We start from the raw sequence: 24,146 nt of genomic DNA, 5'->3' as shown, positions 1-24,146 counted from the left end.
CGGCGCACTTGGCCGGTCAGTTCCTCGGCAGGGGCGCCGTCTGCGGCACCACACGCATGCCCAGCCCCTGAACCCGGTAGATGCACACGTCATCGCCCCACAGCGACGCGTCCGCCACGGCATAGGGTCCCCGGGCGTCCGTGCCGCTCTCCACGATGTCCATGTCCACCCGGATCAGCCGGTTGGCCGGGGTGATCTGGCCGCGGTACGTCCAGGACGCCTCGCGGCCGGGCAGTACCGGTTCGAATGCCGGGTGGGGGACGCCGTCGGCCGCGCCGCGTTCGAGCAGGTGGAACTGGAGCAGTTGGCACATGGCCTCGATGCCCAGCGAACCGGGCTGCACCGGGTCCTGGAAGAAGTGGGCCCGGAAGAACCAGTCGTCCGGGCGGACGTCCTTCTCCGACCGCAGCCGGCCGAGTCCCGCGCTTCCCCCCTCCGGCCAGCAGCCCGTGATCCGGTCCAGCATCAGCAACATCGGTCCCGGCAGACGCGGCTCCCCGGCGCAGTACCGGGCGGGACGGGCGGCCAGATCGACCACCGGGCCGCAGGGCTCGTCGAGACGGGCCCGGTCATCCGCCGAAGTCGCCAGACCCTGCTGGTCGTCGAACGCCGACCGAGGGAAGTATCCGAAGACCGTGGAGAGTGCGAACACGGGCACGTCGTCGGCTGTGCAGGTCACCCGGAACGACTCGATGATCATGTCTCCGTTGCGCGAGACACCCGTCAGCTCGGCCCTGGTACGGACCGTGCGCGTCGCGGGGGTGACCTCGCCGGTGACCGTTCCGGACCCGTCGAGGTTGCGGAACAGCAAGTCCGCCTTGCTGGTCATCGCGCTGCCCACGTACGAGGCGAGCCACCCGCAGGGTTGCAGCGCGACCTCCATGAGGACGCCGAACGGCATGGTGCGGCCACCGCTCTGCTCGAAGTACCACGCCCGGGCCGGCACGTCGTACTCGGCGACGACGACGCTGCCCTCACGCATCCCGGCCTGCGGCCCGTCCACTGACACGATCCGGCTCACGAAGTGGTACGGGGGGCCGGGGAGCCGGGCCACCCGGCGGGTGCCGTCGAAGGGCTCGTACATGGCGCCGAACGCCTCGCTCGGCCTGCCCCAGGCGCACGCCAGCAGCGAGGCGTAGCCGAAGGGAAAGCCGTCGGCAGCCACCGCCACCGGCTTCTCCTCCCGGTGCCCGGTCAGTCCGCCGAGCCGCGGTAGCGGCACCGGGGCTCCGTCGGCCTGCACGGCGGGCGGGCCCGAGTGCCGCCAGTGCGACAGCGGCCAGTCGGGGACCAGCCGGAGCGCCATGTCGCGGCCCAGGAAGGCCTTCGCGCCGTCCACCGAGCCGAGGACGTCGGCGTGGAGCGTCGGAACCGGCCCGGCCGAGACGCCGCGTACGAACACCTCGTAGACGACCCGCCGGTTTTCCGGGGTCGCCTGGCCCCGGCACATCGCCCTGGAGGGGTGCTCGCTGACCGGTTCGAAGCGCCAGCCGTCGCGGTCGACGGTGAATCCCATGGCCGCCAGGTAGAACGCCATCGCCTGAAGACCGCCCTGGAGCATCAGGGTGCCCGGCATGCAGGGGTCGTTCTTGAAATGGCCGGTGAAGAACCAGTCGTCCGGGGACAACGAGGTCTCGGCGCGCAGATAGCCTCGGCCCCACGGCCCTCCGGCCGGGTCGAACGCGGTCACCTCGTCGAGCAGTCGCAGACGGCCCTCGTCGAGCCCGGGCGAACGGACGTGGGCCGCCGTCGCCTCCCAGCCGGGCCCGAAGCAGTCCGCGGGCCGCCCCTGCGCCAGGGCTCGCACCCGGTCAGCGCCGAAACCGTTCCGCTCGCAGCGCACGGCCGGTGGGTCGAGCGGCAGGTCGCCGCCGGGTGCGTGCTCGGCGGGATCCCAGTGCACGCCACCGCTGCCGGCGAGCTCCCCGGGGGTGAAGAACCCGGCCTGGCCCTCGCGGACACTCAGCCGCAGCTCCCCGTCCACGTAGCAGTCGTAGTGGAAGAAGGCCAGCCGGACGCCGTCGGCCTCCGCGTGGCCGTCGACGTGGATCTCGAAGCACAGGGTGTCACCGGCTTCCGGCGGGCCGCCGTGAAACGTCACCTCGCAACCGAGCAGCCGGTAGGCGCGCTCGCCCCGGTTGAGGAGGTCGACACCCAGCCAGCTGAGCAGGAGCAGATCGGCCTGGCCCGCTTCGATCAGCAGGCCGGCCGGCATACGCCCCGTGGAGTCCAGATACCAACTGCCGGGCAGGATGTCGGTCTCCGTCCAGATCCTTCCGTCCGTGCGCACCGGACCCGGCAGGGTGAGCGCTGCGGGCACCGCGTCGATGCCGGTGACCCGGTCGGCGAACAGCATGGGCGGCTCGGGCATCCGGGTCTGTACCGCGTATCCGTCCTGCTCGGCGAAGCGCGGGCCGAACAGGGCGGAGATCTCGCCGGAGGCGAGGTGCTCCAGTTGGGCGCGGTCGAACGTCGGCCCCGGTCTCGGGGCCGGCTCGGGCGCCGCTTCCGCCAGGGGAGCGGGCAACGGCAGCGGACGCGGTGCGGAGCGCACGGGTGCTGGGGGCCCGGTGGCCGGACGCGGTGCGGTGGGGCCGGGCGGCCTGACGGGAACGGGGAGGCGGGGCCCGGTTCCCGTCGTGCCGACGGCCGTCAGCGCGGTGACGGTGAGCGCGGACATCCGCAGGAACCGCAGATGTGTTTCGGTGTGCGCGGCCATGACCTCCTGGTGCAGCGCGGCGACCCGGCGGCCGTGCCGTGCGGCTGCGGCCCCGGCCCCTGTCGCCCCCGGCCCCCGGGCACCTGAGGACCGCTGTCCCGGGGCGCCGGAGGAGGGTACGGCGACAGCGCCCGGGCTGGGGAGGCGGCCGGTCTCCTGGTCCGCCGGGGCGACGAGAGGACCGGGGCCCCGGTCCGGTACCGGGGCCAGCTCGGGTGCCCGGGGCAGCACGGTCACCGCACGCTCCAGGGGCGGTAGGCAGGGAGACGGGGGCACGGGCACGGTGACGGTGGGGCCGGGGCGCGGGAGTTCCGTCGAGGCCCGGGCGAGCCGGGTGAGCAACGCGTCGGCCTGCACCGGCACTCCGGCGACGACGAGTTCGCCGACAGCGAGGCACAGTTGCCGCAGCCCGGCGCCCCCCGGGGCGTCCAGCGCGACGGCGACATGTTCCCGGTCGCCGAGCACCCGCTTGATCCAGCCGGTGCACAGCCTCCGCGGCCCGTGCTCCACGAAGACCCGGACACCGTCCGCCCACGCCTGCTCGACCGTGGCCGCGAAGTCGATCGTGCCGAGTCCCTGAGCGGTCATCGCCTCGGCGGCCCGCTCGGCCGTCGGCCGGTACGCCTGCCCGGTGGCCCCGCTGTAGAACCGCACCCCGGGCACCTCGACCGTGGGACGGCGGTGGGCCTCGCGCCACACCTCCCGGACCTCGGCCAGCTCCGGAGCGTGGGCCGCCATGTCGTAGTCCAGCTCGATCGCCCGGTCGGCGCCGATCCTGGCCACGACGGCCGCACACGCCCGGGACTCGCCGCCGATGACACAGACCCCGGGCGCGTTCACCGCCATCAGATGGACCGCGGCCTCCGCGGCGAGCTCCGCGCGGACGGCTTCCAGGGGTGCGCCGACCAGGTAGCTCGACCACTGGGAGCCCTGGATGCCCCGACGCTGCCAGTAGCGCCGGACCGCCCTCAGCTCACCCGTGAGTTCGGTCGTGAACAGCCCACTGTCCCGGGTCGCTTCGTACAGCCCCGAGGCGTCCGGCCAGGCCCCCAGCGCGACCAGCGCCGTCGACTCGCCCGAGGAGTATCCGAGCGCGGCGTCCGGCCGCAGCCCGAGCACCTCCCGGCTGAACACGGTATGAAGAAGAGCCAGCTCGGCGACGGCCCAGATCTGGCCGAACACTCCGGGCTCCGCCTGGGACCGCATCCGCGTCACCACCGCCCGGTGCTCCTCCCGAACGGTTTCGCCCAGCGACGGCAGGGCGAGCATCAGCTCGCGGCCCATCCCCGGGTACGCGGCCGAGCCGTTCGTGTACACGAAGGCGGTCCGGCCGGTGACCGGCCCGTCACGGTAGAGCACGTCGGCCGGGCGGACCCCACCCCGTGTCAGCCAGCGGCGGGCGGCTTCCTTGCGGTCCGCCGGCGTGGTGTCGCCGTCGACCACGAGCGCCAGCCGGGCCGGGCCGGCCGAGGACTCCGTACCGGAGTCCAGCGCGGCCAGTACTTCCTGGCGGTCGGCTCCGGAGAAGACGTGCAGGCGCGGAGCCGGGCCCGGCAGCCACGGCCGGGCGTCCCCCGTGCGCAGCCGTACGCTCGCGGCCGGCCCCTCCAGCGGCGTGACCACGGCCCGCGCGGTGCGGGCGACGGCCGCGGTGTCCGCGGGTCCGCCCGGACGGGGTACCGCGCGGTGCTGGAGCGACAGTGCCGCGACCGCGACGGAGACCAGCCCGGACGCGGCATGAGCACGCCCGAAGGCCGACGCCGGATCGAACACCGCGTCGGGGCCGTCGCCGATGACCATGTCGGGCTCGTCGGCGGCCTCCTCGTCCAGCAGAGCGACGACGGTGTCGCCGTCCCTGCGCGCGGCGTCCAAGGGCTTGAGCACCAGGACGACGGCCGCGTCCCCGGGCTCGTCCTGGCGGCCGAGCTCCCGCAGGGCGGCCCGGTGGACCGCCTCGCAGGACATGTCGGTGGCGCCGACGAGAGCGGCGTCGGCCTCCCCCGACCGGACGGCCCGCGCCGCGAGTTCCAGCGCGACGAGCCCGGAAGCCTCCTCCGCGGAGACCGTGAACCCGGGTCCGGCCAGATCCAGTTGGGTGCTGATGCGGTTCGCCGCGAGGTTCGGCATGCTGCCCACCACCCCTTCCGCCGTCATCGGCGGAGTGAAGGCATCCCGAGCGTGATCCGCCGCCGGACCGGTGGCGGCCGTCCCCGACTGATCAAGCCAGTACGGAACCCGCCAGCGGGCACCCGCGCGGGCCACCTCGGGGTCCACCCCCGTACCGATGACCACCATGGTCCGCTCGCGGGGCAGGCTCACCTCCCGGGCGGCCTCCCGGGCGGCCTCCAGCACCAGGAGCTGATGACGCACGGTCCGCTCCAGGGCCAGCGGCGGGAAGCACAGATCCGTCAGTTCCACGGCGATCTCCGTGGCGGGACCGCGCCGTTCACCGCTCAGCACCGCCCGGCGCAAGTCCTCGGCGGACGTCCCCTGGCCGACCCGGGCACCGACGGCGACGATCGCCACCGGTGTGCGGGCGCCCGGCGCGCCGGGCTTGGGATCCGGGTCCTGGTCCGGCGTGTGGGCGGCCGGTCCGCCTCGCCGTACGGCGGGCACCGGGCCGCGCGCCGGCCCCGGAGCGGCGGACGGGGGAGCGTCGTCCGGAGGGTCGACGACCACGTGGGCGTTGGTCCCGCCGAAACCGAAGGCGCTCACCGCCGCCCTGCGCGGCCCCACCCACTCCTCCGGCGCGGTCAGCACCCGCAACGGCGTGCCCGCCAGCACGTCCAGCGGGCGTGGTGCGCCGAGTGTCGCCGGACGGACCCCCGCACGCATCGCGCCGAGCACCTTCAGCAGCCCCGCCACGCCCGCCGAGGCCAGCAGGTGCCCGACGTTCGACTTCACCGAACCGATGGCCACGTCGTCACCCGCCCCGAAGACCCGGGCCATGCCGCGCGCCTCCACTGCATCACCCACCGGCGTCCCCGTCGCGTGGCACTCGATGAGCGACACCGACTCCGGAGCGACGCCCGCCACGTCGTACGCCAGGCGCATCGCCCGCACCTGGCCCTCCTCCGACGGGCTGATCAGCCCGGAACCACGCCCGTCGTTGGACAGCCCGACCCCGCGGATCACACCGAGCACGGGCAGGCCGGCGGCGCGGGCCTCGGACAGCCGCATCAGGGCGAGGAACCCGGCGCCCTCGCCGTGCACCAGCCCGTCCGCGTCCCGGTGGAAGGGGCGGCTGCGTCCCGTGCGGCTCGTCGCGGACAGCCCGCAGAACCCCACGTGCAGGAAGAGGGGGTCGGGGCGGCTGACCGCACCGGCCACCATCAGGTCGGCCGTGCCGTCGTGCAGCCGGTCGCACGCCAGCTTGATCGCGTACAACGAGGACGCGCAGGCGGCGTCGAGGGACCACGCCCCCGCCCCGAGCCCGAGCGCGCGGGCCGCGAGCCGGGCGGGCAGCCCGGAGGAGAAGCGGTTGCGGGCGTCCGGGCGCGCACGGCGCTCACCCGCCAGGAGGGCGTCCCGCAGCGGGGGCCGCTGCGCGGACAGCCAGACGTGTTCGGCGAAGGCCGACCCGGCGGTGCTGGGGTACGACAGGTTCCCCAGCACCAGACCCCCGCGCGGCAGTGGGCCCGTGCGGCCCGCCTCGGTGAGCGCCTGCCGCACCCCGTACAGGACCCAGTGGAACAGCGGGTCCAGCGAGGTGATCCGTTCCGGGGCGATCCGGAAGCCGCCCGGATCAAAGACGGACTCGAACCCCCGGACGTAGCCGCCGACATCGGTCCAGGTGCGGTCGAGGTGGTCGTCCACCGAGCCCATGGCCCAGCGGGGCGGCAGCCGCCATCGGCCCGCCGGGGCGGCCGACAGGCTCATGCGGCCGGCGGCGATGTTCTGCCAGAACGTGTCCGGGTCGAGCGCGCCGGGCAGCACACAGCCCCGGCCGACGACGGCGATCGGTTCACCACGCATGCGGGTCTCACTTCAGAGCAGGGCGGAATCCGGGAACGGGGTCAGGAGGGGCGGCGGACGAGTTCGACACCGATCAGCTCCAGCCGGACGGACCCGTCGGCGTCGATCAGTGCCGCGTCGCAGCGCGCCCCCGCGTCGTGCGTCTTCCGTCCCCGCACCACACATCGCACGGTGCCGTCCACCGGGCCTTGCCGGTGCACCCTGCACTCGGCGACCGCCATCGGCAGCGTCGCCGCCCCGAGCACCTCCGCACCCCACAGCAGGGCGAGTTGGAGTGCGCCGTCCACGGCGGCCGCGTCGAGCGGCCAGTGCTCACCCGCCCAGTCCAGGGCGCGCAGGCCCGCGACGGTCGCCTCGGCGCCGTGCTCCGAGACACCGCGCACCGTGCGCAGGGCGTGGAACCGGGGGCCGTGGAAGAGGACCTCCCCGTCGTACAACGAGGCCCGGTCGATCCGCTTCAGGCCGTCCGGGGTGTCCCACGCGGCCGCATCCGGTTCCCCGTCCCCGTTGCCGAGGACGGCCCGGAAGTGCACCAGGCCGTCCTCGGCCCGCAGCTCCGCCTCCAGACCCGACGGTGACCCCGGCGCGCCCCGGCTGCCGAGGACAGTGATCCGGTGGCCCGCGCCGGGCAGTTCCGGCAGGGCGCACTTCTTGTACACCCGCAGATCGCGCAGGACGAGCGGTCCGGCAGCCGGCAGCCATGCGGTGGCCGCACCCGCGAACCAGTTCAGGACCATGGCCACGGGCAGCACGGGAACCCCGGCGGGTGCGTGGTCGGCCAGCTGCGGCAGGGTGTCCGAGCGGACCAGCAGCTGGGCGCGACACGGATCACCGGCCGGAGACAGGGCGGCCGGGTCGTCCCCGGCCGTCAGGATGACGCGGGCCTCACCGGTGGTGCCGTCCAGCTCGGCCGTGAAGGCCGCGGCGCCCTGATCCAGAGGGATGAGCGGGACCCCGGACCGGTCGAAGTGCGCGGCCAGGGCCGGGGTGACCATGCCGCCCTGCCAGGGACCCCAGGCCACGCACCGCACCAGGCAGCCGGGGCGGCGGGCCTGCTCGGCCGACGCGACCTGGTGGAGGACCTCGTTGGCCATGGCGTAGTCGCTCTGCCCCGGGTTCCCGAACACGGCAGCCACCGAGGAGAACAGGCAGATCGTGTCCAGGGGATCGTCCGCTGTCGCCGCCAGCAGCGCCCGGAGACCGTCCACCTTGGTGGACATCACCAGCTCGGCCTGCTCGTCGGTCTTGTCGGCGATCCGCTTGTCGGCCAGCACTCCCGCACCGTGCACGATGCCGGTGACCGGCCCCCACGTCTCGCGCACGTCGCGCAGGGCCGCGGCGAGGGCCTCGCCGTCGCGGGCGTCCACCTGGACGTACCGGGCGGGCGCCCCCGCGGCCTCCAACCCCGCCAGCGTCGCCCGTACCTCACGCGCGGCCAGGATCTCCCGGGCCCGCGCCGCGATCCGGGCGGGTGAGGAGTCCGCCGCGTCCCCGGCGGAGCGCTCCGCGAGCAGACGGGTGAGGGCCGGTTCGCCGGTCGCCGACGCCAGTCCGGCAGGCTCGGCGGCCAGGTCCGTCCTGCCCAGCAGCACGATCCGCGGACGGTGGGTCCTGGCCAGGTCGAGCAACGCCGCGGCGGTCACCCCGCGGGCCCCTCCGGTGGCCACGATCACCGACGCGGAGGAGATCCGCCCTGTGCCGCCGGGCGTCATCGGCTCGGGCACCAGCCGCAGGAGGGAGCGGGTGCCGTCCGCGCGGAGGCCGACCTCCACGTCGGCTCCGCCTTCAAGCAGTTCCCGCGCGATCGCTTCGGTGACCTCCTCGTCGTCCCGGCCGCCCCGCTCGCAGTCCATGACCTTGACCGAGGCGTCCGGCCACTCCTTCGCCGCCGTCCTGGCCAGACCGGCGACCCCTCCCGCCCATGCACGGCCGGGCACGCGGCCTCCGAGCCCGAAGTCGCCCCCGGTGTCCTGAACGGTCACGAACAGCGCGCCGCCTTCGGCCGCTTGTGCCGCTACCGCGCGTGCCGCGCGGAGTGCCGACCGGTGGACCTCCCGCGCCTCGTGCGGGGCGCCGCTCGCGGTGAGCCCGCCGAGATGGACGACACCGCGTGCGTCCTCGGGCACCTCCGCCACGGCGGTGGCGTCCACCCCGCGTTCCGTCAGCTTCCGGGCGAGGAGCCCGGCGATCCCGCACTCACCGGAGCTTCCGCCGGTCACCATGACGGGCCCGTCCAGCAGGCCGGCCGTGGCCAGCCCGGACGCCGGTGCCTCCACCGCGCGCGGTACCAGTCGCGTCAGCGGCGTCCGCTCGCCGGACCCGGTGCGTGAGGCGGGCGGCCCGGGGACGTCGGGGACGGCGGAGGCTTCGGCAGTTCCGGGAAGCCCGGCGTGCTCTCGGGCCTCTGCGACGGCGGGGGCGGCCACGTCCGCGAGGGTGCCCGGCGTCCCGGGAGGCTGGGCACCGCCGGTGAGCGCCTCGACGATTTCCCGCAGCGTACGGAGCTTGCCGAGCTGCCCGGCGTCTCCCGTCGCCATGTCACCCACCTGCCGGCGCACGGCTGACAGGATCTCGACACGCTTGATGGAGTCGACGCCCAGATCCGCCTCCAGCTCCATGTCGATGTTGAGCATGGCGGTGGGGTATCCGGTGAGCCGGGCCACCACCGACAGGAGCAACTCCTCCAGCTCCGAAGCCGACAGGGGCACCGCATCATCGGCGGGGGCGGGGGAGGCCGCCGCTCCGGCCCCGACGGCTTCGACGGCTTCGACGGGCCCGGGAGCTGCGGGGGCGGCTACGGGCACGGGTGCCGGAACCCCGGTCGTGGCCGGAGCCGGCGGCGCCACCGGTGCCGGGGCGTGCCGCGGTGCCGAGGAGCGGGGGTGCGGCAGCGGTGCCGCGGGAGCCGGTACGTCCATGGCCCCACCCGCGTGCGGCACCCCGAGCATCGCGGCCAGGGTCGCCTCGGTCATCCGCAGAAAGGCCATATGGCTGTCCGTCAGCATGCGTTGGCAGGCCGCGTGGGCCTCCGCCGTCTGCCGCTGGACACTCTCGACGGCGGCGAACCAGTCGCCACCGACAGCATCCCCGGCCCCGGCCCCGGCCCCGGCGTCGTGAGGAGCACCGGCCTCGTGCACCGGCTTGTGCTCCGGCGCCGGTACGGCGTCGTGCGGGGGCTCCGGCCGCCAGGGTGCGGAAGCCGTCCCGTACACCGATGGCTGCGGGGTGTGGACCGGGGAGGGGGCGTACGCGGACACGGGGACCGCCGTGGTGCCGGACGCGGATACGGGGACGGGGGCAGGCTGAGGCGGGCGTTCCGGCTCACGTTCCGAAGCGGGCGGCGGTTCGGCGGACGCGGCCCGGGGTGGGGGGCACTGACCGTAGTTGGCTCCGCTGATCTTCACGGTCATTCGGGGCTCGCGCTCCTTCGCTGAGGTTCCGGGCGGGGCGTACGGTGCCCAGAGGGTGTCGAAATCGAGGGGAACACCGCGTACGGCGAGTTCGCCGAGCGCGGCGTGCAGGGTGTCGGCACCGGGCCGGGCCGGCCGGTCCAGGGGAACGGCCGCGTGCTCGCGGTCACCGAGGATCTGCCCGACCAGACCGGTCAGCGCGGTGCCCGCACCGACCTCGACGAAGGTGCGCACCCCCGCCGCGTACATCGCCTCGACCTGCTCCTGGAAAAGCACCGGAGAGGCGAGATGACCGGCGATCCGGTGGCGCACCTCGCCGGGGGACGACGGGTACGGCGCCGCGTCCGTGTTGCCGTAGACCTCGATCCGGGGCTCCGCGACCGGCACCGTGCGCAGGTACGCGGCGAGCGGCTCGACGGCCGGGGCGACCAGCGGGCTGTGGAAGGCGGTCGACGTGGCCAGCCGACGGGTGCCGACCCCCTCCGCGGAGAATGCCTCCTCGGCACGCACGACCGCCTCCACCGACCCCGAAAGCACCACTTGGCACGGGGAGTTGTGGTTGGCCGGCCAGATGTCGCCGTACCCGCCACCGGCCAGCACCTTCCCCACGTGTGCGCGGTCCGCCGCCACCGCCAGCATCGCGCCCGGGGTGACCGCCGCGTCCCGCATCAGCTCGCCGCGGCGACGGGCCAGACCCACCAGCGACCCGGCGTCCAGCGCACCCGCACAGTGCAGCGCCACCAGTTCACCGAAGCTGTGGCCCGCCACGCAGTCCGGCCGCAGCCCCAGCTCCCGCACCACCTCCAGCAACGCGAGCGCGTGCACCGCCAGCGCGGGCTGCGCCCACTCGGTGGCATCCAGCAGGGCCCGCCGGGCGGTGCGTTCCTCCTCGGTGAAGGCGGGTGGCGGGTACACGACCCGGTGCAAGGGCTGCCCGCCGAAGCGGGAGCCGCCCAGCCGGTCCCACACACCCTGAGCGGCCGGCACCAGCATCGCGAGATCAGCTCCCATCCCGACGTACTGGGAACCCTGTCCCGGGAAGAGGAAGCCGACGCGGCCCGGTGCGGCCTCCCCGCAGGCGTACCGGACGCCGGAGGGCGTGGAGAACGCCGCGCCAGGACGCTGCCGGATCAGTGCGACCGCCTGCGCGTACTTCTCCCGCAGGTCCTCGGCATCGGCGGCGACGACGGCCAGTCGCACCGGGGCGGCGGGGGAGAAGGAGGCGTGGCTCTCCCGTGCCAGCGCGGCCAGCGGACGTCCGTCGTCCGGCCGTGGCGGGACCAGGTCCGAGGGGGACGCGCCGCTGAACAGGACGAGCTCGCTCGGTGCCGAGCGGTGACGCGGGGCCGCACGGCCCCGGGTGCCGGAGGGCGTGTACTCCTCCAGCGTGACGTGGAAGTTGCTGCCTCCGAAGCCGAAACTCGACACCGCCGCACGGCGCGGATGACCGGCCGGCCGTACCCACGGGCGGGCCTCCGTGTTGACGTAGAACGGGCCGTCCGGTGCGGCGGCCGCCGGGTTCGGCCGTTCGACCTTGACCGTCGGTGGCAGCACCTTGTGGTGCAGGGCCATGACCGCCTTGAGCAGTCCTGCCGCACCTGCCGCGCACTTGGTGTGGCCGATCTGCGACTTGACCGAGCCGATCGCACACCACTGCCCGTCCGTACGACCTGTCGCGCCGAACACTTCGCCCAGCGCCGCCAGTTCAGCGGTGTCCCCGGCCTTTGTGCCGGTCCCGTGGGCCTCGACCAGCTCCACGGTCTCCGGCCCGTAGCCCGCCTCCTCGTAGGCCCGTCGCAGGGCCCGCGCCTGGCCGTCGGGCAGCGGGGCGTAGATGGTCGTACTCCTGCCGTCCGACGAGGTGCCGACGCCCCGGATCACCGCGTGGATCCGGTCCCCGTCACGCTCCGCGTCGCACAACCGCTTCAGTGCGTACATGACGACCGCTTCGCCGAGCAGGGTGCCGTCGGCCGCGGCCGAGAACGGCCGGCAGTCCCCGCTGGGGGACAGCGCGGGTGTCTTGGAGAAGCACAGGAACATGCCGATGTCGTTCCCGGTGTCCACGCCTCCGCTGATCACCAGGTCGGCCCGGCCCAGGGACAGCTCACCGACCGCCGTCGACAGGGCCGCCAGGGAGCTGGCACAGGCAGCGTCGGTGGTGTGGTTGATGCCGTGCAGATCGAACCGGTTGGCGATCCGGCCCGCGACCACGTTGCCGAGCAGTCCGGGGAAGGTCGATTCGCGCCACGGCGTGAAACGGGCCGCGATGCGGTCGCACACCGCCTGCGCCTCGGACTCACCGAGTCCGCTCTCCCGCAGCCCCGCGAGCCACACGGGGCGCTGGGCGCGCCCGTACATGTGCGGAAGGAGTTCGAGGGCGGCCGCGCCGAGGACGACGCCGGTCCGGTCCCGGTCCACCCCGGCCAGGCCGCCGGCATCCGTCAGCACCTGATCGGCGACCATCAGGGCAAGCAGCTGGGCGGTGTCCGTCGCCGGCAGATTGGCGGGGGGCACCCCGTATGCCATCGGGTCGAAGTCCACCTCGGGGAGGAAAGCGCCCCGGCGGGCGTACGTCTTGTCGGGGGCGGCCGGGTCCGGGTCGTAGTGGTCCTCCACGCGCCAGCGGGAGGCAGGCACCTCGGTGATCAGGTCCCGGCCGCCGACCATGATCCGCCAGAAACCGGCCGCGTCCGTCGCGCCGGGCACCAGGGCGCCCACGCCGACCACGGCGATGGGGGCCTGGCGAGGGGTGGAGCCGGACACGGTCTCTCCTCGAGGTCGGGCGGTCGTTGCTGACGCGTCGGCGGCGCCGGTGCCGCTCACGCCAGCTCGCACGGCGCGTGGGTGAACGCTTCGGCCGGCAACGGAACCCCGTACGTCCGCAGTTGATGGGCGCGGGTGAGCACGGCAGCCCCTTCGAGCAGGTTGAGCGCGATCTGCACCACGGACCGGTGGGCCGGCTCGGCCAGGAACGTGCCCGCCACCCACTGGTTGAACGCGCCCATCGCCGGCCCGCACCAGATCTGGTAGTCGGCCCGCCGCGACCCCTCCCCGGTGATTGCCCACCGGCTGGAACTGCCCAGATACCAGCGGAAGACCAAGGCCATGCGGTGCTTCGGATCGGTCTCCGCACGGGTGATCTCCGCGGGATCGCGCTGCTCCCAGAACGCGCGCGTACGCTGCCAGATCTCGTCGAACGGGGCGCGCAGCACGTCGCGCTCGATCGGGGTGCGCAGCACGGACGGGATCTCCTCCAGCGAACCATGGGCCCGGTATGCCGCCTGGAGCCGGGTAGCCCGCTGGGCGAACATCGTTCCCCGGGAGAGCACTTGCAGCTTCACGCCGAGTTCGAACATGTCGGCAGCCGGTGCCATGGCCACATCGGAGATGTCCGCGTCGCAGAGCATCGCCTTCGCCTCGTCTGACAGGCCGGCCTCGGTGGCCGTCTGGTTCACCGATCCGACGACCACGTAGGACGCGCCGAGGGCGAAGGCGGCGGCCACCGCGTCCGGGGTGCCGAGGCCGCCGGCCGCGCCGAGCCGGACCGGCCGGCGGTAGCCGAACCGGCGGCACAGTGCGTCGCGCAGGGCGGTGATCCTCGGCAGCAGGACCGACAACGGCCGGTTGTCGGTGTGCCCACCGCTGTCCGCCTCCACGGTGATGTCCTCGGCCACCGGCACCAGGGCCGCCAGCTCCGCCTCCTCCCGGGTCAGCTTCCCCTGAGCGACGAGGGGACCGAGTAGCGCGGGCGGGGCGGGGGAGAGGAACCGCTCGGCCACCTCGGGCCGGGAGACCTTCGCGAACAGACGTGTACGCCGGACGATGCCGCCGTCCGCGCCCCGGCGCAGTCCGTGGGCCGAGCACAGCACGACCGCCGGGGTCAGCTCCATGAACGCCGACGCGGAGATCCGAGGAACACCGCAGCGCAGCAGCAGCTCGGCGACGCGTGATTCCAGCGCCGGTTCGGCCGGTGAGTGGATCAGGTTGACGCCCCAGTTCGGGCGGGGCTCCAGCTCGTGCGCCAGGGTGTGCACGGCCCGCTCGACGTCGGGGTAGGCCAGACCGCCGGCGCCGAAGAAGCCGATCATGTCGGCCCGGGCCATCGCCGAGACCATCCGGGTGGTCGCGATACCGTTCGCCATCTCACCGGCGACATAGGGGAAGCGGACACCGTGTGCCTCGCAGAAGGTGCGACCGCCGAGCCACTCGGGGTACAGCGGCGGCAGCGTGCCGAGCACCGGGCCCCCGGGCACGGGACCGGTCGCGAGCCCCAGCTCACGGCCGTCCGGCCCACTGACGACGTGGACGGGTTCCCGGATCCGCCGGGCACGGGTCGTGATCCCCTCGGGCGAGAAGACCGGCGGGGACGCGGCGGGGGAGCCGGGGGCTGCGAGGAGGGACACGGAAGGCTCCAACGGGAGAGGACGTCTGCTGGTCAGGCGTACGAGTCACGGGGCGGACGGCAAGACGCCCGGAGGGTGTCCGGCGGCCCGGGGAGGGCCCTGCCCCGCTGGGCCAGACCGGACCAGAGGTAGTCGAGGCCCACCGGGGCGGAGGCCGCCGATCGCCCCAGCCGGGTCCTGACCCGGGTGTCGTCGAACCGCCGCCGATGGGTGAGATAGGCCGTCAGGCCCGGGTAGAAATCCAGCAGCGCCTCCAGCGCCGACGGGGCGTCGGGCTTGGTGGCGACCAGGTCGATCGAGAGCGGGGCCAGCCGTTCCAGGAGGGTCACGACGGTAGGTACGGGTACGTCGCGGTCATGGACGACGTGGTACGTGTCGACCCCGCCCGAGGGCGCCAGGCCGGCCAGCCGCACCATGACCTCGGCCGCGTGCTCCACCTGCAACAGGTTCAGTCGGCCGTGCGGATGCCCCACCGTTCGAACGCGGGGCGGGCCGTCCGGGCCCGGGCTCGTGGGGACGGCGGCACGTTGTGCGTCACGCAGGATCCGCTCGACGACCAGCAGCGGATGTGGGGGCAGCGCGGGGTGCGGCGGCAGGTCCGTGACCAGGATGCTCGGCCGCAGGATCAGGACCGGGCGGCCGTGCTCCCGGGACCAGGCTTGTACCAGCAACTCTGCTTCGTACTTTGACTGTTCGTAGGCGTTTTCGAAGCCGCAGGTGTCGTCCAGCTCGTCCTCGTACACCACTCCGTCCCGCCGCGTACCGGCCACGAACGCGGTGCTCACGTGATGGACCACGGGTGTCCGCCGGCCCGCGGCCGCCAGCTCCAGCACGTGCCGGGTCCCCTCGACATTCATCCGGCGCAGCTCGGGAAGGCTCCCCTCCAGGTGGATGCTGCCCGCGCTGTGCCAGATCGCGTCGAGGCCATCGGCCAGCTGCTGGAACGTCCGTCCGGACAGCCCCAGCCGCGGCAGGGCCAGCTCGGTCTCCACCACCCGCAACCGGCCGGGAAGCCCAGCGGTGAACGCTACGGGTGAGTCCGTCAGTTCGAAAAACCGGGTGATGCGGTGCAGGGCGTTCCCCGACCCCGCGTGGGCCAGGACCGTCACCGACCGGTGCGTGTCGAGCAGGCGACGTAACAGCCGCAGTCCGAGAAAACCGGTGGCGCCGGTGAGGGCGACGTGCACGAGCGTGGCTCCAAGGGCAGTGAGAGGGGCGGGCCCGCGACCGCGTGCGGGGGCGGGTGCGGGGTGCGCCGCCGTGGCGGCGCCTGAGGCCGGGGAACGGGACGCCACCGGCGGTCCTGCGACGCGGAGTGTCACTGGCGCGGTCGCACCACACACGGCCCGGCCCGGCCGGTCCGGACTGTGCTTACCGGCCGCGCCGACCCTCCGACGCCCGCCGTTCCGCCGGGAGTTCCTCAGGCCCTCACGGGGCCCGCCGACCTCCGGTGCACGGCACACAATGTCAGAAGGTGAGCGGGGCGCAACCCCGAATTTCTCCCTTCTCACCCGAACGAAGTACGCGAGACCGTGACCCGTGCACGCCCGCCCCGATGCGGTGGAAACCCGCCGCAGACCGGGCCACTCGGTCATACGGGCGAGGGGGCACGGCTACAGCCCTCCCACGTGGTCGAACCCGTCCTCCTTTCGAGGGAACTTGATTGCGGGGGCCTCGAAGCGTCCCGCCAGGGTTCGCCGTGTCGGCGGCTGCGGGCAGCGTGGGACAGCAGGCCAGCTCAGGGCCGGAGCATCAGGAGCCGCCGGAGCCCGGAAGCGAGTGCTGCCGGCCGCCTGGGTACGGCTGCTGAGGCCCGGGCGGGCGTGCGTGTGCCGGACGGGCCCCCTCCGGCCGGTGGTCATCCTGAGGGACGGCCGGTCAGGTGCGGCGGTGCGCCACAGTTCGGCCGGGGGCGGACCGGCTGCTCGGCGGCCGTGGCCCGGTGCGGTCCGTCCCCTCGCGTTCCCCCTGCCCCTCCTGCCGTCAGCGCCCTCACCCCTGGATTGAACGGGAGCTTTGAAGCCCCATGCCTGATTCCGCACAAACCACCCCGCCCACCCGGCCCGAACCGTCCGACCGGTCTGCTCGATCCGTCCGGCCCGGTCCGTCCGTTCCTTCTCCGCGCCACCCCACCACCCCGGTCGACCGCGCCTTCCTCAACCTGGGGCGCTGTCGGCCCGACGTGCGCTGGGATTCCGGGGGCGTCGCGTACCTGAGCGGTCCACCCCCGGCCCTGGCTGACCTTCGCGCGTATGTGGGCCACCGACTCGGCGAGCTGCCGCTGCTCACCAGCCGGGTCCAAGGGGGCCGGCGGTCATGGTGGCAACCGGACGCGGATTTCGCCGTGGACCGGCATGTGCACGAGGTGGTCGCCGACGGCCCCGCCGGATGGGACTCCGCCCTGGACACCGCCCTCGACGCCCCGTTCGCGCCCGGCGCCTACTGGGGAATGTGGCTGGTCCACGGCCACGCACCCGACGCGTACGCCTTGTGCTACCGCTTCCACCACGCCTGCCAGGACGGTTCGGCCGCCGCCCTGACCTTCCGCGTCCTGCTGGGGAAGGGGGAGCCGTCGGCGCGCCCGGTGCCGGGCCGGAGCCGCCGGGCCGGGGCGCCCCGGCGGGTGGGTGCGGCGGTCGGCCTGGCGGCGAAGTGCGCGGCCGACACCCTCGCCGTACAAAGGCACCGTCCGGACACCGCCTTCACACCCTCCGGCGAACGGCGGCTGTGGCGGGGCCGCGTACCGGCAGGCACTCTCCGCCGGATCGGTACCGCGTCCGGCGGTTCGGCCCACGACGTGCATCTGGCGGCACTTGCCGGGGCGTTGTCAGCCTGGTCGGCCCGCTCCGGGGTACCGCTCCCCCGGGTGACGGCCGTGCTGCCCGTCGACGCCCGCCGCCCCGACGAGGAACAGACGTGGGGGAACCGCTGCTTTGGCCTGCCGCTGAAGCTGCCCGTGCGCATCGCCCCGGCACAGCCGGACGGGTCCCGGGACGGTGACGCGTCCCTGCGGCGACTGGAACAGGTCATGGCGGCGACCCGGAAGCTGCGGGGTGAGACATGGCGGCAGGCCGTGCAGGACCTGGTCCGCTTCATGCCGGGCCACCTCACCGAGTGGTACCTCCGCAGGGTGCTCTCGCCACGTGTCACCAACGTCATGGCCACCTCCATGCCGCTCGCCGACAAGGGGAGCCTGGGGGAGACGCGGGTGACGGGCACCGCCCTGCTGCCCCTGCTCGTGCCCGGGCACCTCCTCGGGGTGGGGCTGTCGTTCTTCGGCGACTGGGCCGAGGTGTCCTTCCTCGCCGACCGCGCCCTGCCGCTGGGAGAACTGCTGCCGGAGCTGTGGGAACAGGCCGTGGGTGAGCTGGAGGAGAGCTCGGCGCCGGGGTGAGCAGGTAGGGCGCTCGACCCGTACCGGCCGGTCCGGGCGGGCTCCCGGCTCGGCCCGGCGATGGCTGCCCACGGTGGCCGGTGCGGTCGCCGTGGGATCACACCGCTTCGGCTGCCGGAGCGGGACCGGTCACGGCGGACGGCTGCGGGACCACCCCGCGAGCTCGGCGTCGGCCCGCGCGGAGCTCCCGGCGGAGAGCTCTTCGGTAGGCGCGGACGTCGATCTCGATGCCGTGCCGGTAGGTGGACACATAGGTCTTCTCATGACGTTGCCACTCGCGGGTGATCGCCCGCGTCATGTCCGACGGCGACGGCAGGGCGGCCGTGCCGGCGATCAGGTCGGCGACCCATTCCGCCTGTGGTTCGAGCAACGGGAACGCCACCCCGGCGGGTTGAGCGAGCCCCATGAAGTAGAGACCGGGGAGCCGGGGCGGCACCGTGCGCAGATAGAGCTCCGTGCGGCCGTGCGGAGCGGCGAAGACGGACGGGTCCAGGAACGGGAAGGAGAGGGAGTACCCGGTGGCGTACACCACGGCGTCCACGGCTTCGCGGGTGCCGTCCGTGAAGGCAGCCGTGTCCCGGCCGAAGGAGCTGACGCCGGGCTTCGGTGTGATCGCGCCCCGGGCCAGCTGCACGAGGAGTTCGTCCGAGCTGGAGGGGTGCGCGGCGAGGGGCCCACGCACCGGATCCGGGAGCCCGTACTGAGCGGGGGCGCCACGGGTCAGCCGCAGAAGAAGCGCCGTCGCCGGGCCCTTGAGGAATCGCGGGAGGCCGGACAGCGGGCTCTGCACCAAGTGGTCCGCCGGCCGGCCGAGCAGCATCTTGGGGAACACATGGGCCGCGTCGCGTGCGGAGAGGAACGTGCGTGCCGCCGTTCGGGAAATCTCCGCCGCGATCTCGCACGCCGAGTTGCCCATGCCGATGACCAGCACCCGCAGGCCGGCGTACGGCTCGGGGGAGCGGTAGCCGTGCGAGTGGACGGTGGGCCCCTCGAAGGTTTCGGCCCCGGGCACGGCGGGGTCCGGGAGACGGGGGTTCCAGTGATGCCCATTGGCCACCACCACCTCGGTGTAGCGCTGCGTCCTCACCTCGGTGGCAGGCGCGTCCCCGCGGCGTCGGTGGGCGACCTCCCAGCCGCCTTCGTCCAGGGGCCGCACCGAGGTGACCTCCGTGCCGAGCGTGAGGTGGGGGCGCAGACCGAACGAGGTGGCGTAGTCCTCCAGGTAGGCGAGGACCTTGCTGTGGTGCGGAAAGACCGGGTAGGTCTCCGGCATGGCCAGCGAGGAGAAGGACATGCCCTCCTTCGAGAGGTTCGCGTGCAGCGAGGCGTAGATCCCCGACATGCCGTTGTCGTTGCCGTACCGCCACAGCCCGCCGATACCCGAGCCGGCCTCGAAACAGTCGAAGGGAATGCCGCGCGAGGCAAGGACCTTGCTCGCGGCCAGACCGGACGGGCCTGCTCCGATCACGCACGTTCTCCGCATGGCTGACCGACCTTCTCCCTGGTGCGCGCGACATCGCCGGAAGGCCCTGACGGAACCATGGGGACGAACCTCCGTGGACCTGATCGCGGAACTCCGGCCCGGGCCACGCTAGCGACGCCGCGGCCTCCAGGGCCCGCTTCCGGCGGTGGACCCGTCGTGCGGATGACACAACGTGCACAGAGTTGACGGCAGGAAGCGGGCGCGCTTCGCGCACCGTTTCCGCTGCCCGTTGTGCTCGTTGGGCACGAGCGGACCGGTTCCGCGGCCCCCAGCCAGACCTGGTACGACGGAGCGACACGATGGACGTCACCGATGTGCACCACTCCTACCGACGGCACGCCGTTCTCCGGGGCGTCGACCTGCGGTTACCACCCGGCACCCTCGCCGGAATCGTCGGGGAGAACGGCGCGGGCAAGTCGACTCTGCTGAAGATCCTGTCCGGTGAGCTCAAGCCGGACCGCGGTGCGGTGCGTCACCACGGCAGGTTCGGCTACTGCCCGCAGTCCGTGGTTCTGGACGACTCCTTCACCGTCCGCCAGCACCTCGACTTCTTCCAGCACGCGTTCGGGCTCGCGGACCTGCGGCGGGCCGAGGAAGTGATGGAGGTCCTGGCCTTCACGGAGTACCTCGACCAGCGTGCGGGCCTGCTCAGCGGTGGCTCGCGGCAGAAACTGAATCTGACCCTGGCGCTCATGCACGATCCGGACGTCCTCCTGCTGGACGAGCCCTACCAGGGCTTCGACTGGGAGACCTACCTGCGTTTCTGGGAGCTGGCGACGAAGCTGCGTGACGCCGGGCGCTCGGTGCTGGTCGTCTCCCACCTGGCGTACGACATCGACCGGCTGGACCTGCTCTGGCGCCTGGAGGGCGGGCACCTCCACCGGCAGGAGCGGCGTGCGGGGACGGCGGCATGAGGCGGCACTGGGCACTGTTCGCCACGGCGACCCGGTACGCGCTGATCGGACATGCCCGCAACCGGTTCGCGATGCTGCTCGTGGTGGTGTACATCCCGCTATGGATCACGCTGGCCTACCTGGCCATTCCCGACCAGGCCGCCCCCTTCCGGCTGCGGGCCACCGGCGACGTCCTGTCCCCGCCCGGCAACCACCTCACCCAGGTCACCGGCGCGCTGAACGCGGTCACCCTGATCGCCGGGTTCATGATGTTCGCGGCCACCTTCACCGGAGGTGCCTTCGACCGCCGCCTGGCCATGGCGGGATACCCGCGGTATCACCTCGTCCTCGCCAAACTCTCCGCGCTCACGCTGCTGTGTGCCGCCGTCGCCGCGTACGCCACGGTCGTGATCAGCTTCGTCTGGCCGCCGCAGCAGCCGTTCCTGCTCGCCGCCGCGCTGTTCTGCGCCGCCCTGACATACGGCGCGCTCGGCGTGGTCCTCGGATCGGTACTGCGGCGGGAGGTGGAAGGCATGTTCGCCATCCTGATGATCAGCATCCTGGACTCCGCCCTGCAGAATCCCCTGTCCAGCTCCGGGTCGGACAGCGCCGTCGTGCGCTTCCTGCCGACGTACGGAGCTGTGCAGTCCAGCATGTCCGCGGCCTTCTCCGGCGCGTCGGCGGCCCACGGCCTGGTGATCCAGCTCCTCTGGCTGCTCGGCGCCGCGTCAGCCGCGTTCCTGGTCTTCCGCCGCCGCACCCGCAACGCGCTCGCACAGGAACGGACGCCAGGGGTGCCGCCGGCTCCTTCCGGGCCCGCGACCACCGAGGACATACACGGACCGCCACCCCCGGCGGGGCCCGCCCCGGCCGCGGAGCGCCGCGCCCGGCCCGGGTGATCGCCGGCCCTTCGGCCGCCTGTGGGCCCTGGCTCCTCTCACGGATGGCCGACAGGAGCCGTGACCTGGGCATGGTGGTGATCGTTCTCCCGTCGGCGGGCGCTGCCACGGCGCCCCGGCCCAACCCCCCGTGCAAGGAGCACTACCTTCATGACCGTTTCTCGTACCGTTCAGCGCACTGTCCTGGCGGCGGCTTTCCTCTCCGCCTCCGCACTGGCCGGCCCCTCCACCGCACAGGCGGCGGCCCCCATGCCCCCCGCGTGTCAGGAGGCGCTGTTCCAGTCCCTCGACAAGTTCCCCGTCACGGACTTCACGGTCCCCACCAGGGTCCAGAACGCCGTTCTGAGCGAGGTCCTCGGGCTGAGCGAGGCCGACCGCGAGGCATTCACCGAGGCGGCGTGCGCGGCCTGGAACACGTGGGCGACCGAGAACGGCCAGGCGGTCGCCACGGACCTGGACAACCGCTACCGGAACGCCGCCGGTCCCGTGTGCAACAAGTTCGCCAGGTCCTCGCTCGCGACGATCAAGAAGTACGCCCCGAACCTGCCCGCCGAGACGCGGGAGCTGGAGAACGTGGCCAAGAAGGTCTGGAGGAACTCCATGGAGAAGCTGGCCGCGGATGCCGTCAACGCCGATTGCCGTACGGCCTACAACGCGGTGAAGGCCGGCTGGTAGCGGAAGCCCGGGCAGGAGGCGCGACCGGCGCGACCGGCGCGCGCCTGGCGATGGTGTCCCCTGGGGCATCATCGTTGCCATGGTCGTCACCGAGGAAGCGCTCGCCGCCCTGGCCTCCCGGCATCTGCCCGCCGAGGCCGCCGACCGCTGGACCGCGTTGCTGCGGCCGGCGGCGCGACTCGTTACCGGACCGTCGCCGGGGGAGCGGGCCGTCGGTCGACTGGGCGGGTTGCCCCGGTTGCCCGCGGACGTGGAGTGGCCGGTGTGGGAGGGGCACGGGCCGCTCTCGTTCGTGGCCTCGCTGGACTGTGCCGCGTTGCCCACGGGGGAGCTGGACATCCCGCTGCCGGGCTCCGGCACGCTGCTGTTCTTCTGGTTCGACGGTCGGGCGGACGAGCATGAGGCCTGTGTCGACTACGCGGACCCGGCCACCCGGGACGGTGCCCGCGTGCTGTACCTGCCCGCCGGGACGGTGACCGCCGAGCGCCCGGCACCCCCCGGTCCCGATCCCTATCCCGCGAGGGCACTGGCCGCCCGGGTCGAGCCGACCGCCGGCGACCCCACGGCCCCGGCGCTGCACCTCGCCTTCGCACCGGGGGATGCCGTGATCGGGTTGCCGTACGAACACCCGGTGTGTGAGATGGAGTTCGCCCACGCCTTGAACGAACTCCGGCTCGGTCCGGAACACCAGGTCGGCGGGCACGGGCGGCCCGTCATCTCCGCCGTGGAGCTGTGGGCCTCCCGGGATGACCTCGGCATCGACTGGGACGACCCCCGGCTGTTGCCGGACGCCGGCGAGTGGCTGTTGCTGGCGCAGTTCGACAGCGATGCGGAGACGGGCATGGAGTGGGCGGACGGCGGCGTCATCTACTGGACGATGCGTCGCGAGGACTTGGCCGCCGGGCGCTTCGACCGGGCCATGTTCACCTGGCAGTCGGGTTGAGGGTCCGGGCTGTCCGCGAACCCGGCTCTGTGCCGTGCGGTCGCCCACTCCCGCATTCCTGCCCGCCGTATCGCCCAGGAGTGGCCCGCCCCATCCGTGACGGCGCGGAGGCGTCGGCGAGGGCGGCGCCGGTGTCGGCGTCCCGCCGGGATTGGCCGACGCCGTGCCAGTCCAGGCACATGACCGTCGCGTCGTCCTGCAGGTGACCGTCGTTGGCGTCGACGATCGTCGCGACGAGGGTGCGGGCGGCCTCGCGCGGATGCAGCGCGCGCGTGCGCACGATCAGGTCGGACAGATCGAGGCGGGTGGCGTTGCGTTCCAGCATGCCGTCGGTCAGCATCACCAGGCGGTCGCCCGGCTGCAGGTCCAGCGACTGGACCCGGTAGGTGTGCGGGGCATGGAGCCCGAACGGCATGTCGACCTCCGGAGCGATTTCCCGCACTTCTCCGTTCCGCATCCGCATCGGCCAGGTGTGGCCGGCGTTGACGAACTCGGTCGTGCCGTCGATCAGGCTGATCCGGAGGAGCTGACCGGTGACGTAACCCTCGCGGCCGTGCTCGGCCATGGCCTGGTCGGCCTGGCGGGCCTGCTCGGCGAGGTCGGCACCGGCCCGACGTGCCCGGCGCAGGGCACCCACCAGCAGAGTGGCCAGCAGCGCGGCATCGACATCGTGCCCCATGGCGTCGGAGACGGAGAGCTGGACGGTGTCCCGGTCGATCACGTAGTCGAAGGTGTCACCCCCGACGTGGTCGGCCGGCTCCAGCGCCCCGGCCACCGCGAACTGCGCCGCCTCGCACGCCAGCGAAGCCGGGAGCAGCCGGTGCTGGATCTCCGCGGCCAGGCTCAGCGGAATGGTCCGGCGGCCCCACTGGTAGACGTCGGTGAAGGGCCGGTTGGCGATGACGATGTAGGCCAGGGCGTGCGCGGTCTCGCCGATCTCCCGCATCACCTCCGCGTCCGGCGCCGCAGGCAGGAACAGTTCGAGGAGCCCGATGGCGTCCCCGCGGTTGGTCACCGGGGCGATGATCCGCACCAGCGCGCCTTCGCCGTTGTCCTCCACGCTCGGCCGCTGGGTGCGGATCACGTCGTCGTACAGGGTGCCCGGCAGCGTGATGCGTTTGGCGGGTTCATCGGTGTCGACACTGCCCGCTGCCCCCAGCCGTACGACCGAGCCGCCGGTGAAGTCGGTGATGAGGAAGGACACCGACGCGGCCCCGAGCTGGTCCTTGAGCATGCGCGCGACCACGTCGAGCGACTCCACGGGTGCCGCGGTCTCCGCCGCCGCCAGTGTCTTCGCCAAGGTCATCGTCCGGCCCCGGCCGTTCCCGGTCTCCGGAGTACCGGTGGCCGGC

11 protein-coding genes are annotated in these 24,146 nt (G+C 73.4%); 5 read left to right on the top strand and 6 right to left on the bottom strand.

Annotation, left to right across the window (positions count from 1 at the left end):
• Positions 1-16: 16 nt before the first annotated feature.
• Genes PJ985_RS14565 through PJ985_RS14550 form a run of 4 tightly spaced genes read right to left on the bottom strand, consistent with a single transcriptional unit; the run spans position 17 to position 15,694 of the window.
• The gene (locus PJ985_RS14565; protein ID WP_271684171.1) at positions 17-6,694 is read right to left on the bottom strand and encodes a polyketide synthase; all 6,678 of its coding nucleotides are present in this window, start codon (positions 6,692-6,694) and stop codon (positions 17-19) included.
• Between the two features lie 41 nt (positions 6,695-6,735).
• Positions 6,736-12,867 carry a type I polyketide synthase gene (locus tag PJ985_RS14560; protein WP_271684170.1) on the bottom strand — a complete coding sequence of 2,044 codons (6,132 nt, stop codon included), beginning with the start codon at positions 12,865-12,867 and terminating at the stop codon, positions 6,736-6,738.
• A 56-nt stretch (positions 12,868-12,923) separates the two neighbouring features.
• Entirely contained in the window at positions 12,924-14,507 is a 1,584-nt protein-coding gene (locus PJ985_RS14555) for a PfaD family polyunsaturated fatty acid/polyketide biosynthesis protein (RefSeq protein WP_271684169.1), read from the bottom strand.
• 32 nt (positions 14,508-14,539) lie between these two features.
• Positions 14,540-15,694: an SDR family oxidoreductase gene (locus tag PJ985_RS14550; RefSeq protein WP_271684168.1), complete on the bottom strand. Its 1,155-nt coding sequence runs from the start codon at positions 15,692-15,694 to the stop codon at positions 14,540-14,542.
• Between the two features lie 839 nt (positions 15,695-16,533).
• On the opposite strand from PJ985_RS14550, the gene PJ985_RS14545 reads away from it, so the two are divergent.
• Complete coding sequence (locus PJ985_RS14545; RefSeq protein ID WP_333909857.1) at positions 16,534-17,901, top strand: wax ester/triacylglycerol synthase domain-containing protein; 1,368 nt, start codon at positions 16,534-16,536, stop codon at positions 17,899-17,901.
• A gap of 97 nt (positions 17,902-17,998) precedes the next feature.
• Here the strand turns inward: PJ985_RS14545 and PJ985_RS14540 are convergent, their stop codons facing one another.
• Positions 17,999-19,369, bottom strand: a complete 1,371-nt coding sequence (locus tag PJ985_RS14540; protein ID WP_271684166.1) for a flavin-containing monooxygenase — start codon at positions 19,367-19,369, stop codon at positions 17,999-18,001.
• Positions 19,370-19,683: 314 nt separating this feature from the next.
• Between PJ985_RS14540 and PJ985_RS14535 the strand changes: the two genes are divergently transcribed.
• The 4 genes from PJ985_RS14535 to PJ985_RS14520 all read left to right on the top strand — a co-directional run bounded on the left by PJ985_RS14535 (position 19,684) and on the right by PJ985_RS14520 (position 22,794).
• Positions 19,684-20,298 (top strand): ABC transporter ATP-binding protein, encoded by a 615-nt coding sequence (locus PJ985_RS14535; protein WP_271684165.1) that lies wholly within the window; start codon positions 19,684-19,686, stop codon positions 20,296-20,298.
• The gene (locus PJ985_RS14530; RefSeq protein WP_271684164.1) at positions 20,295-21,176 is read left to right on the top strand and encodes an ABC transporter permease; all 882 of its coding nucleotides are present in this window, start codon (positions 20,295-20,297) and stop codon (positions 21,174-21,176) included. Before PJ985_RS14535 ends, PJ985_RS14530 begins: the two co-directional genes overlap by 4 nt.
• 150 nt (positions 21,177-21,326) lie before the next feature.
• A complete protein-coding gene (locus PJ985_RS14525; RefSeq protein WP_271684163.1) occupies positions 21,327-21,851 on the top strand; it encodes a hypothetical protein in 525 nt (174 codons plus the stop codon).
• A gap of 79 nt (positions 21,852-21,930) precedes the next feature.
• The gene (locus PJ985_RS14520; RefSeq protein ID WP_271684162.1) at positions 21,931-22,794 is read left to right on the top strand and encodes a YwqG family protein; all 864 of its coding nucleotides are present in this window, start codon (positions 21,931-21,933) and stop codon (positions 22,792-22,794) included.
• On the opposite strand, the gene PJ985_RS14515 is transcribed toward PJ985_RS14520, so the two are convergent.
• A complete protein-coding gene (locus tag PJ985_RS14515; protein ID WP_271684245.1) occupies positions 22,775-24,100 on the bottom strand; it encodes a PP2C family protein-serine/threonine phosphatase in 1,326 nt (441 codons plus the stop codon). The two genes, PJ985_RS14520 and PJ985_RS14515, sit on opposite strands and share 20 nt — an antisense overlap.
• Between the last annotated feature and the right edge of the window lie 46 nt (positions 24,101-24,146).

It is taken from the genome of Streptomyces sp. ACA25, assembly GCF_028200735.1.
In the GTDB taxonomy this organism is placed as follows: Bacteria; Actinomycetota; Actinomycetes; order Streptomycetales; family Streptomycetaceae; genus Streptomyces.
This window is presented reverse-complemented; position numbering and strand designations above follow the sequence as displayed.